Source organism: Mesorhizobium sp. SEMIA396, from assembly GCF_024518615.1.
Taxonomy (GTDB): Bacteria; Pseudomonadota; Alphaproteobacteria; order Rhizobiales; family Rhizobiaceae; genus Mesorhizobium.
Window position 1 is genome coordinate 332,548 of record NZ_JANIFC010000008.1, and the last position, 12,962, is coordinate 345,509.

The 12,962-nt window shown below is 60.7% G+C and carries 13 protein-coding genes and 1 pseudogene; 6 read left to right on the forward strand and 8 right to left on the reverse strand.

Annotation, left to right across the window (positions count from 1 at the left end; all coding sequences use genetic code 11):
• Positions 1-357: 357 nt before the first annotated feature.
• Positions 358-1,511 (reverse strand): annotated as a pseudogene (locus NP503_RS20960) (cation:dicarboxylate symporter family transporter).
• A gap of 705 nt (positions 1,512-2,216) precedes the next feature.
• Between NP503_RS20960 and NP503_RS20965 the strand changes: the two are divergent.
• Positions 2,217-2,606, forward strand: coding sequence for a hypothetical protein (locus NP503_RS20965; protein ID WP_024505560.1), 390 nt, complete (start codon positions 2,217-2,219; stop codon positions 2,604-2,606).
• 189 nt (positions 2,607-2,795) lie between these two features.
• Here NP503_RS20965 and NP503_RS20970 read toward each other — a convergent pair whose 3' ends face one another.
• The 3 genes from NP503_RS20970 to NP503_RS20980 form a co-directional block, all read right to left on the reverse strand.
• Positions 2,796-2,957, reverse strand: a complete 162-nt coding sequence (locus NP503_RS20970; protein ID WP_245456760.1) for a hypothetical protein — start codon at positions 2,955-2,957, stop codon at positions 2,796-2,798.
• 257 nt (positions 2,958-3,214) lie between these two features.
• Positions 3,215-3,349: a hypothetical protein gene (locus NP503_RS20975; RefSeq protein ID WP_256754986.1), complete on the reverse strand. Its 135-nt coding sequence runs from the start codon at positions 3,347-3,349 to the stop codon at positions 3,215-3,217.
• Positions 3,342-3,806, reverse strand: a complete 465-nt coding sequence (locus tag NP503_RS20980) for a hypothetical protein (RefSeq protein ID WP_236383474.1) — start codon at positions 3,804-3,806, stop codon at positions 3,342-3,344. Before NP503_RS20980 ends, NP503_RS20975 begins: the two co-directional genes overlap by 8 nt.
• 599 nt (positions 3,807-4,405) lie before the next feature.
• Here NP503_RS20980 and NP503_RS20985 point away from each other — a divergent pair.
• Positions 4,406-4,654 (forward strand): DUF6074 family protein, encoded by a 249-nt coding sequence (locus tag NP503_RS20985; protein WP_063169245.1) that lies wholly within the window; start codon positions 4,406-4,408, stop codon positions 4,652-4,654.
• 365 nt (positions 4,655-5,019) lie between these two features.
• Here the strand turns inward: NP503_RS20985 and NP503_RS20990 are convergent, their stop codons facing one another.
• From NP503_RS20990 to panB, 4 genes are all read right to left on the reverse strand, one after another.
• Positions 5,020-5,652 carry an acyl-homoserine-lactone synthase gene (locus NP503_RS20990; RefSeq protein WP_126057769.1) on the reverse strand — a complete coding sequence of 211 codons (633 nt, stop codon included), beginning with the start codon at positions 5,650-5,652 and terminating at the stop codon, positions 5,020-5,022.
• A 92-nt stretch (positions 5,653-5,744) separates the two neighbouring features.
• Positions 5,745-6,464, reverse strand: a complete 720-nt coding sequence (locus tag NP503_RS20995) for a LuxR family transcriptional regulator (RefSeq protein ID WP_126057768.1) — start codon at positions 6,462-6,464, stop codon at positions 5,745-5,747.
• 98 nt (positions 6,465-6,562) lie between these two features.
• Positions 6,563-7,471, reverse strand: coding sequence for a pantoate--beta-alanine ligase (gene panC, locus NP503_RS21000; RefSeq protein WP_024505565.1), 909 nt, complete (start codon positions 7,469-7,471; stop codon positions 6,563-6,565).
• Positions 7,468-8,304, reverse strand: coding sequence for a 3-methyl-2-oxobutanoate hydroxymethyltransferase (panB, locus tag NP503_RS21005; protein ID WP_127267032.1), 837 nt, complete (start codon positions 8,302-8,304; stop codon positions 7,468-7,470). Before panB ends, panC begins: the two co-directional genes overlap by 4 nt.
• A 171-nt stretch (positions 8,305-8,475) precedes the next feature.
• Between panB and NP503_RS21010 the strand changes: the two genes are divergently transcribed.
• The 4 genes from NP503_RS21010 to nadC all read left to right on the forward strand — a co-directional run bounded on the left by NP503_RS21010 (position 8,476) and on the right by nadC (position 12,896).
• Positions 8,476-9,438: a hypothetical protein gene (locus NP503_RS21010; RefSeq protein ID WP_256754988.1), complete on the forward strand. Its 963-nt coding sequence runs from the start codon at positions 8,476-8,478 to the stop codon at positions 9,436-9,438.
• 62 nt (positions 9,439-9,500) lie between these two features.
• On the forward strand, positions 9,501-10,475 hold the full coding sequence (nadA, locus tag NP503_RS21015) for a quinolinate synthase NadA (protein ID WP_095486074.1): 975 nt from the start codon (positions 9,501-9,503) through the stop codon (positions 10,473-10,475).
• Positions 10,472-12,013 carry an L-aspartate oxidase gene (locus tag NP503_RS21020; RefSeq protein WP_024505569.1) on the forward strand — a complete coding sequence of 514 codons (1,542 nt, stop codon included), beginning with the start codon at positions 10,472-10,474 and terminating at the stop codon, positions 12,011-12,013. Before nadA ends, NP503_RS21020 begins: the two co-directional genes overlap by 4 nt.
• Before the next feature lies 1 nt (position 12,014).
• The gene (gene nadC / locus NP503_RS21025; RefSeq protein WP_127269492.1) at positions 12,015-12,896 is read left to right on the forward strand and encodes a carboxylating nicotinate-nucleotide diphosphorylase; all 882 of its coding nucleotides are present in this window, start codon (positions 12,015-12,017) and stop codon (positions 12,894-12,896) included.
• Positions 12,897-12,962 lie beyond the last annotated feature (66 nt).

A 12,962-nucleotide genomic window follows, 5' to 3' on the forward strand; every position in this document is an offset into this window, starting at 1 on the left:
TTGATATCAGCCAGTCTGCAATGCGGACAGTTGTGGTAGTCATTGAATATGACCAGAACGGCATCGCCTTGCGGGTTGCCGGCGATTGGCGAAGAAGATCGTTGTCGAATGCGCCGCTCCACTTTTGCCTGCGGTCGACCACGCCTGCCGGTGCAGGTTCGCGCTATATTGGCTCGCCAGCAAGGCGAGGAGTAAAAGAAGAGCTGCGACAGTGATGGCAGTCGGCTTAGACATGAGTCTCCAATCCATGGACGGCGTGGCAGCAACGGCCCGCCTTTTTGGTGTAAAATGGGTCGGTTTTGATCGTGCCCCGCAGTTGCTACAGGCGCACAGGTGCCGGTGCGATCTGGCGGTTTCTCAAATACGGCTTTGCGCCATCGGGTCCACCCCAATAGTTGAGCGTCGTTCGCACGGGGAATTGTGTTCACCACGCCGGGCGACTTGACCGTCCACCGCCAGAGCGCTGAACGGTCCGCTAGTGAGGCGCTCCCCGAATCGTCGTTTATCCCGCTCGCCCCGGACCGGGTGACAGCCAGCGTTGCCGCTACGCTGCGGAGAAAAACCGTCAGCGCGTGGCATTCGGACATAAGCTGATCAACGCCAAGAATAAGCCCCACGGAGGTGACCGGTGCGGCCGGAACAAGAAAGAGCGTTGCAGCCATTGTGACGAGGCCTGCACCGGTAATGCGGGTTGTTCCGTTCGAAGGGAACAATGCGACAAACAGCATGAGGATCCGGCAGCCGATCGGGAGATCAGTTTTCGTCGCTTGGGCGATGAAAAGGGCGGCGAGCATCATATTCGTGCCGTCCAGATTGAATGGAATGAGACCCACGACCGAATGCGTGGCGCCGGCCTTTTCCATCTTCTCCATGAGCGAGGCCAGCGCGGCCTCTGAGGAGGACATTGCGAGCAGCAGCTCGTCCTTGATGTATCGGACGAGAGAGAAGAGCGAGCGGCCGTTGTAGCGGCAGACCGCGCCGAACAGGACCGAGAGGAACAGGACCGAGAGGAACAAGACTTGCAGGATGTCGCCTTCCGCGAAGGCACTGGCAATCGTTGACGGGATGATGTTCATCAGGAAGCTGGTCACGGACTGCTCGTGAGCCGTGGCCACATAGCCCTTAACGGCTTCGACATCGAGCGAGGCCGGATCGATGTTGAGGCCGGCGCCAGGCTGAACGATATTCGTGACAATCAGCCCGACAACAAAAGCGAGCGTCGAGAAGGTGAGAAAATAGACCATCGCCTTGGCGGCAACTCGGCCGACCTTCTGCAGATCGCTCATGCCGGCAATGCCGGTCGCTATTGTCAGGAAGATGACAGGTACGGTGATTATCTTGACGACCTCGACGAAGGCATCGCCGAGCGGCTTCAGGCTGTGGCCGGTCTCCAAATGGAAATAGCCGATTGCGGCACCCAGGATTATGGCGGCAAGTACCTGCACGTAGGTCCGGGCAAAATGGCGCTTGCGGGGCGCTGCGATCGCGCGGGGAACTCTTGGAACCAACACCGTCTCTCTCCTTGACCGGATCGGGGTGGGGCTCCTCCCTCTCCCATGCAGTGCTCCGGTCGAACGCTGCGCCCACTTCGGCGCAAACGATGTGCCAAATAGCAAAGAGGGGAAAACGCGCAGGACCTCACGCAATGCTTGCGATTCGCTCTCCCACACTCGTGCAGTGGTTGCCTGTCGCAACTATGGAAGGCTAAATTCTTGGGAATTCCAAAGGTCGCTCTTTGCGTCGGCGCAGCTTGGCTGCCTGGAAGGTTCCCTCTTTGCCTTGCGGTCTGCGAGCAGGGTCCAGATGGTCATCATTTGGCTGCGCGCCGCACGGGGCTCGAAAGATTCAATCGAGGACGGGTCCTCTTGGAAAACGGGGGCAGCGTTGGTCAAGCCCTTCCACCCTGCTGTCCCAATGGTGTTCAGAAGCTCAGTTCACGATCAAGCGATGGATCAGCGTCATCTGGCGTTTGCGCCATCGCGGCGGCGTTGCAACGGGTCTGCCAAAGATGAGAAGGCCGCGAGGCAGGGTCCGAGACCTAGACTCCAACCTCATAGCGCGCTCGGCTCGCGTTCGGAAGGTTCGAACCGCAGCACGATCAGGTGGCGACACCGTTGGTCGGAACCGGAACCCGACGAATGATCGTTCGTGACCGACATCTGTGAACAAGCAGTATGTGTCATTGCAATCACCACCCGTTGCGCGGAAATGCCCATATGGCCGTGAATGAACTGGATTTGGTGATTTTCCAGATGGCGGTGGAAAGCGTCCGCTTGCTCTCTTCAAGCTTTGATGAGAAGGCGGCTGAGATAGCCACGAGGAGCCGTGGTAGCCTTCTTTTTGACGTGCGGGTGGACGGTGACCTGGAGGTCCAGCGAGTCGCAGCCATTGGATATCCAGGCGACAAGATCGGTGTGGTGGCATTGGACCGAGAGGGCCTTGTTAGCTGTTGTTGCCTTGTCAATGGCACCTTCTCACCTTTCATTGCACCGTTGGAGAACTGGACCAGCATGCCCCTTTCGATGCAGGCCCAGATCGATGTCACAGGCTATGCGAGGCTCCTTCTGGCCGCCTTGCGAAATGCTGGACATATGCTGGACAGGTAGCATCGCGATGATGTCTGTGATGAGATGGTGCAAACGGCTGGATGAGGCGATCGCTTGCTGGCAGCTTTGGCAACAAAGCGATCGGTGAGTTCGCAATGCTGGAACACGTCCTATAGACTCTGCAGTTAAGTTAGCGGACTACGATCTGACGAATGCCCTCTGACAGTCTGCATGGCGCGGCATGCCCTCTTAGGAATGCAGCCGTGGTTCTACACGATCGGCTGTTTTTGTGTCGAAGGCGACGGGCACGCCATGAACGAAGGAAGCGGCCGCCAACAGTTCCTCCAACTCGCGGTCGGTGGCCTTGCATGCCGGCATTAGTGTTCGGATGGCGCGGATCGCCTGCGCCATGGAGAGAAGCGGACCCTTCCCCTGGAAAGGACATAGGCTTCTGCGGCTTTTTCGACGGTGACAGTGTGAAACGAATTGGTCATGACGAATTCCTCCCTGAACCCTGACCAACCCGACTTATGGCACGAATTCGACCGCCTTCAAGCCTATGTCCGATTGCGGACAATCGCTGCGATTCGTTCAAAACCGCTGATGCTTTTGGGCGACCTGGTGAGGGGCAAGGAGACGTCGGCTGAACCCGTTTCAACCGACATGCTTCAGGCAGCGGCCAGGCCGAAATAACGCTGCTCCTCCTTGTCATAAGCGCCATGTGTGAGCTTTATCAATCCGGCACGGTCGATGATCGTGATCTCGCCGCGCTTGGCGTGCACCAGTCCTCGATACTCAAGCATTTGCAGGGCCGTGGTGACCCCGGGCGGTGGGCGCGAGCATGGTCGCCAGAAATTCATGCGTCGGGAGGATCTTATCTCCTTCCGCACGGTCGTGGACCATCAAGCTGCCAGCGGGCCAGCCGTTCTTCGATCTTGGAGTGGCCATTGACCAGTGCCGTCCGGCATGATTGGACGAGGAACGCGTGGGCATAATCCAGCACTGAGGTGCGAAGCGACGGGCTAATCGCAGGGCGAAGGTTTTCAACCGGCAGGCGCCAGGTAGTGCTTTCAGAATGACGGCAATTCCTTTCATCCCGTCATCGCCGACAATGCCGACTTCACCTTGCCGCCCGCCGGTCATGGTGGCGACCACCGACGCGATGCCCCTCTCGGGAAAATATACGTTCTTGATCGGCTGATGCGCGACCTCCAACTGGTCCTTGATGCCCGGTTCGACGTGATGCAGCGATGGTCGCAAAAGCGCGAAGTCCTGCGGGGTGAGGGCTTCAGCACCTGGTCGCGAAAGAGGGATCGGGCAAGGCTCTCTTCCAACGGGGCAAGAGCGCGTACGTCTTACTGTCGGCTGCACCGAAGTAAATGCCGGCCGATGCCAAAGCATAGGCCTCGAAACGCGCGATTGCAAAGCCCTGTCGGGGCAGTGCAGTCATGCTAGAAGTCGCGCCGCCTACGATAGGCAGCGGATGACATGATTCCCTTCTGCGGCGGCCACCAAGAACGGCTCGGGCACGCTTTAATCGTTCATACACAAGCTCGCAGGAATGTAAGCAGCGGAACAATCGGGTGATTCGTACCGCCCTGCCCTTTCAGAGATCAAGTCATTGGACGTCAATTCGGCTGGAACGCCTCGTCGAACGGCCCAGGAAAATGCAGCCGGATGAGCAATGGTGGTTCACCTTATGTGCGGTCCCGGATATGCGGTCCGGCGGCTCATCTCCCAATGGCTTGTCGATGGGGAAGTGGAACTCGTCATGTCGCCGCGAACCGTCACCGCGCTAGCGGGGCTCTTTTGAAGACGCCGGTGTTTTTCTTTGTGGAACTGAATCTGTGAGGTGATTGATGCATGAATCAAACATTTGCGTATTTCCGCTGCATCGGCGACGTATATTGGTCGAAAGTATCGCCCAGGCCCTCGAGACCAAGAACGGCGAGGCGGCGAGTGCGTTCTGGCGCTGTGCTGCCAAGAAAATGCTCATTCAATTGTCCGATGTAGGAATTGCGCCAGAGCTCGCTGCGCAGGAGGTTGGAAGCCTTCTTCATGCGGTCTTGGACGACATGGCCAACCGAACGGTAATGCACAAAGCATAGGCTCGGGCGCTGTTGGACCGCGGTCAGCTCGGGTCCTTATCAGGGGACTGCTCCGACTGGCCGACGGTCCGGCCAAACCGGCATACCGGCAAAGCTTTGAGGTTGCGATCGCTCACGGCGGCCGGTCCAATATTCTAAGACGACTTCAGAAGCCACGTTGGCTTCTTTGGACGAAGCCGAGGGGCGCCATTTTGGCGTGCTCACGCTGGACTGCGGGTTGCGCCTACGGAAATCCAAAGTCCGGCCGCGCGAGCCAATCGACCGGAACAGTCGAAAGCTCGTGGGGGCGGGTCCGCTCACCCTCACGGCGGCGGTGGCGGCCGTGAGCAGACTTAACTCAAGTCACGGCTGAGCATCCGCAGGCGCTATGCCGATTGGATGAGAACTGGTTGCCACAACACCGGCCCGTTGAGGCGTCCCCTCCAGCGGATGCGCAAGAGACTGGCGTAGGAAATATCGAGGAAGCCGGCGACTGCCTCGGTGTTGCCGACCTGCTTGGGCTGTCCGATACGTGACAACGGCCAGGTCGCGAGACGAAGGATCCTTTCGATGCGCGTATCTGTCACCGTTACGATCCCGGAGAGATTGTTGGCCAAGCCGAATTCGATGATCCCCGCGAAGAGCTCGTAGGTTGCTTGGGCCAGGCCGCCAGCTGCCTTCGGCGCTGTCGCAGGGAGATCGAGCGCGAAACGACTACTCTCCCAGATATCGGCACTCGCAGGGACCACCATCTCATCCAGCAGCGTCGGAAACGTATCGCGCAACATTGTCGGTCCGGTGGTCGGCAAAAGGCGGACGCAGCCGCAAGTTCGCCAATCGGACCCCTTAAGAAGCAGGTAGACGGGGTTCAGGCTGTCAAACGGGTCCGTTTCCATTTCGCCTTCGGTCTGCACTTCCCAATCGAGCCGCTTCTTGAAAACCCGATACCTAAGTCCGTGCATTTCCTTGAGTTCGCTCGCAAACTCGGCGTAGCAGTCGGGTGTTATCAGCTGCATCATTGTCGTCTCCGTGCGGGATGTGTCCACGCAATCGAAGGGCAAAGCCGTCATGAATGCAGCCTGTAGACCTTTACAGCTAGACTTGGAGAGGATCAGGATCTCGCCCGAGCAGCCATCCGCACTACGGCCTGGTTGATGGTTCGCACGCCAAGCTTCGCCTTGGCGTTTTCCTGATGGAAGGTCACGGTGCGTTTCGAGACACCGAGAATCTGGCTGATATCCCAGGCCGACTTGCCGCACGCCGCCCATTTCAGGCACTCGAACTCCCGCCGGGTGAGCGTTATGCCATCTACCACGCAATCTTCGGCGAGCCTGCGCCGGGCATGGATATGAACGTTGATCGCAACCAGTTGCATTGCTTTTTCGTAGCGCGTCAGCGACCTCAGAAATGGCGGATGCGCCTCGTTGGAGGCGAAGGTCAGTGCGGCGAACCGGCCGCGATGATCATGCATCGACATGGTCAGTCCGCCGCGAATGCCGAACTCAGCTGCTTTTTCCAGGACTTCCTGCTGAGAGGTCGGCAAATAACGGTGATCGCGGTCCACACCCCAGTCGAAGGTATCCCAGCCCCGCAGTCCCCGCAGGATCACGGGATCCACGCTGTGGTAGCGCTGTTGCAGGTAATGTGATGTCCATGATGATGGATAATTCGAGATCAATCGCGGCCTGTCGCCGGAAGCGGATGGGTAGGTGAAATAAGCGAAGAGCGGAAAGTCGAACCCGGCTGCGGCGGACGCCATTGCCTCATGGAGATCGACGGCATCGACGCTTGCAGAGAGTTGCTCGACCAAGGTTTCAAATACGCGATGCATCTGCGCTTAGCGTACCTCGCGGAGGTTGCTGGAAGCCGACGGAGACGTGGTTCTAAATGATGGCCTGTCCCTGCAGGGCATACGACGCGCCGCCGTCATCACCGCAATTGCTGTGCTGCTTCCGATTGGAGAGAGCTCCGCCCACCTGACCAACTACCGATGGGTGATATTGCGACGTTATCGATGAGCCGCGTGTCGCCAAGCCAAGCCGCAGCAAGCAAGCGTGCCGGTCGGTCAAGGCTTGCTAACGATTGCAGGTCTGTTTCTCCGCGAAGCTCCAGGTATTCGAGCTCGCGATAGCCGGCAGCCAGAATTGCTGCACGCGCTTCATCAAGCGTAGGCAGGATGGGGGAGCCGCGTGCAAGCCGCTCGGCCGTATCGAGCAGGACCGATGCTAGTTTTGGGGCAATGGCGCGTTGGGCTGGGGAGAGCCGCACGTTACGCGACGATAGCGCAAGACCATCGGCTTCGCGGACTGTCGGACAGGGCACAATAGTGATCGGAATGTCGAGATCCCGGACCAAGCGCCTGACAAGCTGAAGTTGCTGAAAATCCTTTTCGCCAAAAAAGGCGAAGTCAGCGCCGGCCTGCAGGAAGAGCTTGGCCACGACCGTCGCCACGCCATTGAAATGGCCGGGCCGGAATGCGCCGCAAAGGCATTCGCTGATGCCGGACACTGAAACGGCCGTGGCGAAGCCCACCTGGTACATTTCCTCTGTGTCCGGCACATAGAGCAGATGCGTGCCCAGCAGAGCGAGCTTGGCAGCATCGTCGCTTTCCGTCCGAGGGTAGGCAATCAGGTCGGCGGGGCTGTTGAACTGCTTGGGGTTTACGAACAGCGTCACGATCACCCGCTCGGCCCTTTCGAGCGCCTTCCGCACGAGGCTCAGATGCCCGTCGTGCAAGGCTCCCATGGTCGGCACAATACCGATCGTGGCACCCGAGCGACGCCATTGCGCAACGACGCCGCGCAGCTCGCTCACGGTTCGAGCGATCGGCACGCTCATGTGAAGTCACCGGCCTTAAAGGCGTTGACATAGAGATGTTCGACCGCCGGAAAGTGCCGGTTCCGCACATCGGTGGCGTAAGCGGCGATTGCCGCCTCAGCCTGCTCACCGAGCTCGGCATAGCGTTTGACGAACTTCGGCCGAAATGAGGTGAAGAGCCCGAGCATATCGTGGCTCACCAGAATCTGGCCGTCGCAAGCTGGCGAGGCACCGATGCCGACTGTGGGTATGTCGATATCGGCGGTTATCTGCCGTGCAAGCTGCTCCGGTATCTTTTCCAGCACCAAGGAGAAGGCGCCCGCTTCGGTTACCGCCCTGGCGTCGCGCCTGATCCGCTCTGCATCGGCTCCCCGGCCCTGCACACGATAGCCTCCAAACGTGTTTACCGCCTGCGGCGTCAGGCCCACATGGGCCATGACAGGTACGCCGCGCGCGGTAAGGAAGCGGATGGTTTCCGAGATGGTCTCGCCGCCCTCGATCTTTACCGCTGAACAACCGGTCTCACCCATCACGCGCGCAGCGTTGCCGAAAGCGTGCTCTGGGCTTTCCTCATAGGAACCGAAGGGCAGGTCGACGACCATCAGCGCGTGTTCAAGGCCGCGGCGAACGGCCTGTCCGTGCATGATCATCATGTCGAGCGTGACCCCCAGCGTCGACGACAGGCCGTGCAGCACCATGCCGACGCTGTCGCCGACAAGAACGATGTCGCAGTGGCGATCGAGCAGCCTCGCGACCGGCGTGGTGTAGGCCGTCAAGCATACAAGTGGCGTCTGGCCTTTTCGCGATCGAATATCTGGAGGAGTCATCCCTTTTATCTGACCAGCCGCGCTCAACCGAGGCCCCTTCCCTTACGTTACCAACAGCGGGTGTCGCGTTTGGCATATTTTTGTGCGACTGCGAAGAGCTAAAAACAGCGCTTGAGTACTCCGGTGTTGACGTGCTGGCTGCCAAGGTTACATTCAATCGATTAAGGCGCTCCGTTGGGCCAACCCGCTTTCGCAAACATGGATCCTCAGACAAGAAGAACCAAGAAAGGCAAAGCCGCCGTCAAAGCTGACGAAGCCAAAGTGGGCCTGACTGCCGTCGTGGTCGCCGTAAACGACAGTGAGCCCTGTGTCCTCACAGTCGGTCATGCGGACACCCTCCCTTCCGGACCTTTTGCCCTTGAGCATCGATCACTGCAGTCGGGTTTGAGGGGGTGGGTGGAGCAGCAGACCGGCCATGCACTTGGATACATCGAGCAACTCTACACCTTCGCCGATCGCGATCGCATCGGCACTGAGCGCCACCAGCGCGTCATCTCAATCAGCTATCTCGCATTGACCAGGAAGGAACAGGCAACGAACTCGGCCGCGTGCGGCTGGCAAAGTTGGTACGAATATTTTCCCTGGGAGGACCACCGCTTCGGCACGCCGCCTGTGCTGCTCGATAGATTGCGGCCCCGCCTGATTGAGTGGGCCGGCGGCGCCAGCGAGCCGACCACTCAACGCGAGCGCCGGCAGCGCGCTGCGATAGCCTTCGGCTTCGACGACCGCCATTGGAACGAGGAACTCACGCTCCAACGCTACGAGTTGCTCTATGAAGCTGCTCTGATTGAGGAGGCCGGTGGCGGCAGGGACGCGATTGCGGCCGCGGCTGGCAAACCAATGGTCGCTGACCACCGTCGTATTCTGGCAACCGGGATCGCGCGGCTGCGTTCGAAGATCAAATACCGGCCGGTCGTGTTCGAGCTTATGCGGCCTTCCTTCACGCTGCTGCAACTGCAGCGAACCGTGGAAGCTTTGGCTGGCAGGCTGATCAACAAGCCGAACTTCCGGAGATTGGTCGAGCAGCAGGAACTTGTTGAGGAGACCGGGGAGACCTCCCTCGACACGGGCGGCCGACCGGCGAAGCTTTATCGCTTCCGGCATGCCGTCCTCGACGACAGGGCTATCGCCGGGACAAAATTACCGCTGGCGCGGGCTTGACATACTTATAGTCAAGGTAGATATATTCCCTTATTGTCAAACCGAATATAATCGAGGCGCCAATGACTGGGGCGTTACCTATGGCTGCGTCCCTGTATGAGCGTGTCCGGCGGGTGATCCCACCCGTTGAATGGCCCGCGTTCGCCGGCGATATTGAAGCCATCTTAGCGCTGAAGCGTGAGCGCAATGCGGTGGTGCTGGCGCACAATTACCAGACGCCCGAAATTTTTCATTGCGTGGCAGACATCGTCGGCGACAGCCTGGCGTTGGCCCACAAGGCGGTGACGGTCGACGCCGACATCATCGTGGTTGCCGGCGTTCATTTCATGGCCGAGACGGCAAAACTGCTCAATCCGAACAAGACCGTGCTCATCCCGGATCTCCGCGCCGGCTGCTCGCTGGCCGAATCGATCACGGCAAACGACGTGCGGCTAATGCGGCTGCGGTATCCGGGGGTCCCCGTTGTTACTTACGTCAACACTTCCGCCGCCGTAAAAGCGGAGTCCGACATCTGCTGCACGTCCGGCAACGCCAAGGCGGTGGTGGAATCGCTTGGCGTGGCGCGTGTGCTGATGCTCCCGGACGAATATCTGGCGAGGAACGTGGCAGCCGATACAGACGTCGAGATCATCGCCTGGAAAGGCCATTGCGAGGTGCATGAGCGCTTCACCGCAGCAGACATCCGGGAACTGCGCGATGCCCATCCAGGCGTCATCGTGCTGGCCCATCCAGAATGCCCACCAGACGTTGTCGCGGAGGCGGAGTTCTCCGGCTCGACCGCGGCGATGTCGGATTATGTCGAGCGTGAGAAACCGACGCGTGTCGTCCTTCTGACCGAATGTTCGATGAGCGACAACGTCGCGGTCGCGCATCCCGACGTCGAGTTCGTTCGCCCATGCAATCTGTGCCCGCACATGAAACGCATCAACCTGGCCAACATTCGCGCCGCACTCGAGCAGAACCGGCATGAGGTCCGGATTGATCCCGAAATTGCCGGCCCCGCCCGCCGCGCGGTCGAGCGCATGCTTTCCCTATGAGTCTGGAGGTTCGCGACATCGCCGGGGCGCCGGTCGTCATCGGCGGCGGCATTGCCGGCCTGATGACGGCGCTTCATCTGGCGCCGGAACCGGTCGTGCTTTTGACCAACGCGCCGCTTGGAACCGGAGCCTGCAGTGAACTTGCCCAGGGCGGTCTTGCGGCAAGTCTCGGGGGCGACGACGGCCCAGATTTTCACCTTTGCGACACGATAGCTGCCGGCGACGGACTCTGCGATGAGGCCACGGTGCGGCGAGTGGTACGAGCTGCACCCGAAGCGATTAGGACGATCCAAAGGTTCGGCGTCGACTTCGACCAGCACCCTGACCGCGCGTTGCGACTTGGGCTCGAGGCGGCACACTCGCGACGGCGGATTGTGCATGCAGCCGGCGACGCCACCGGTCGCGAGTTGGTGCGCGCGCTCGTCGCCGCGGTTCGGCGTACAGCCTCGATCACCATTATCGAAAATGTGGAGGTCCGCCGGCTGGTCGTGCAGGACGGGTCGGTCATCGCCGTGGTCGCAGCAGGACGAGCCGGCGCGCTCGCTCTGCCCACGCGTCGCGCGGTGCTGGCGACCGGCGGCGTCGGCGGGCTGTTTTGCGACACGACAAACCCCGCTGGCTCATGGGGTCACGGGCTGGCGCTCGCCGCATGGGCGGGGGCGGAACTCGCCGACTTGGAATTCATACAGTTCCATCCAACTGCGCTCGACGGTCCGCGCCGGCCGATGCCGCTGGTGAGCGAAGCCGTGCGTGGCGAAGGCGCGGTGCTCATCGATGAGCGAGGAGAGCGCTTCCTCGCCGACACACCTGGCGGTGAACTTGCGCCTCGCGACGTCGTAGCGCGCGCCATTTGGCACCAGCTTGCCGTTGGACGCCGCGTATTCCTGGACGCACGGCAAAGTCTCGGCCCGAGATTTGGCAAGCGTTTTCCAGGCATCGCCGAATTGTGCCGGAGCGCAGGAATCGACCCCGCGACCGACCTGATCCCGGTGCGCCCGGCGGCACATTATCACATGGGCGGCGTCGCCGTAGACAGCGCCGGCCGCAGCTCCATCGAGGGATTGTGGGCCTGCGGTGAGGTGGCCTGTACCGGCCTGCACGGCGCCAACCGCCTGGCCAGCAACTCGCTCACCGAAGCGGCGGTCACCGCGAGCTGGGTTGCCGAAAGCGTTGCCGGCACGTCGTATACCCGGCGACCGCGCAGATGCTCCACATTCGTCCCTCCACGACCAGACGCTTCCGTGGTCCGCCCGATTGTCTCCGCCGCCCTGGGTATCATCCGCGACGGCGAGGCAATGCGCGAAGCGGTGGCGACCCTGCTGCCGATCGCAGCCAATAGTGTCGCTGCCTCTGGTCCGGCTTTGGTCTCACTGATGATCGCCGCGGCGGCCCTGAGGCGGGAAGAGAGTCGAGGCGCGCACTGTCGGTCCGATTTCCCGCTCCACGATGCCAACGTGCGCCCATCACGGCTGACACTGCACAGCGCAATGCGGGCCGCGGCCGCACTCGATTGCCGGGCTACCATACGGAGCACTTGATATGACTTCATTCTCCCCCCTCCCCGCGACCCTGATCGAACCGATTGTGCGCATTGCGCTCCTCGAAGACCTGGGCAGATCCGGCGACCTGACCACCGATGCGGTTATCCCGTATGATTGCACTGCCACGTTGGTGCTCAAAGCGAGGCAGGCGGGCGTCGTTGCCGGGCTCGATCTGGTCTCGTATGCCTTCCTTCTCGTGGAACCGGCGATCAACATCCAGATCTGGCGCCCTGATGGCAGCGAGGTTGGGGCCGGGGAAACCATTGCAAGATTGTCCGGACCCGCACGAGGCCTGCTCACGGCCGAACGCACGGCCCTCAATTTCTTATGCCGGCTGAGCGGCATTGCCACTGCCACAGCGGCCATGGTTGAGGCCGTGCGCGGTCACAAGGCGAGGATTGTATCGACGCGAAAGACGACGCCCGGGCTGCGGGCATTGGAGAAATACGCCGTGCGCGTCGGCGGCGGTGCCAATCACCGGTTCGGCCTCGATGACGGCGTGCTCATAAAGGACAACCACATCGCGATCGCCGGCGATATCCGCACAGCAATAGAGCGGGCGCGCGCCGCAGCAGGGCATATGGTGAAGGTCGAGGTCGAGGTCGACACGCTGAAGCAGCTCGATGCAGCGCTCGCGATTGGTGTTGACGCGGTGCTGCTCGACAATATGTCGGTCGAGGATCTTGCCCGCGCGGTTTCTATAGTGGATGGCCGTACGATCACCGAGGCGTCCGGTCGGGTGATGCCGAAAACGGCGGCGGCGATTGCGGCGACCGGTGTCGATCTCATCTCCATGGGTTGGCTGACGCACAGCGCCCCGATCCTCGACATCGGCCTGGACATGCCGGACCACCAGAACATCTGCAAGCACTTGAACTGAGGATTACGGCGTGAGGAGCAACATCAGCTCGGCAGGCGTAGGAGGTGCTGGAAAGACGTGCCGCAG

Bases quoted from the DNA above. Each gene is read 5' to 3' on its own strand.
- NP503_RS21010 (WP_256754988.1), top strand. From the start codon at position 8,476: ATGGATCCTCAGACAAGAAGAACCAAGAAAGGCAAAGCCGCCGTCAAA.
- nadA (WP_095486074.1), top strand. From the start codon at position 9,501: ATGACTGGGGCGTTACCTATGGCTGCGTCCCTGTATGAGCGTGTCCGG.
- NP503_RS20970 (WP_245456760.1), bottom strand. From the start codon at position 2,957: ATGGCGCAGGCGATCCGCGCCATCCGAACACTAATGCCGGCATGCAAG.
- NP503_RS20990 (WP_126057769.1), bottom strand. From the start codon at position 5,652: ATGATGCAGCTGATAACACCCGACTGCTACGCCGAGTTTGCGAGCGAA.
- NP503_RS20985 (WP_063169245.1), top strand. From the start codon at position 4,406: ATGCATGAATCAAACATTTGCGTATTTCCGCTGCATCGGCGACGTATA.
- panC (WP_024505565.1), bottom strand. From the start codon at position 7,471: ATGAGCGTGCCGATCGCTCGAACCGTGAGCGAGCTGCGCGGCGTCGTT.
- NP503_RS21020 (WP_024505569.1), top strand. From the start codon at position 10,472: ATGAGTCTGGAGGTTCGCGACATCGCCGGGGCGCCGGTCGTCATCGGC.
- nadC (WP_127269492.1), top strand. From the start codon at position 12,015: ATGACTTCATTCTCCCCCCTCCCCGCGACCCTGATCGAACCGATTGTG.
- NP503_RS20975 (WP_256754986.1), bottom strand. From the start codon at position 3,349: ATGCTTGAGTATCGAGGACTGGTGCACGCCAAGCGCGGCGAGATCACG.
- NP503_RS20995 (WP_126057768.1), bottom strand. From the start codon at position 6,464: ATGCATCGCGTATTTGAAACCTTGGTCGAGCAACTCTCTGCAAGCGTC.
- NP503_RS20965 (WP_024505560.1), top strand. From the start codon at position 2,217: ATGGCCGTGAATGAACTGGATTTGGTGATTTTCCAGATGGCGGTGGAA.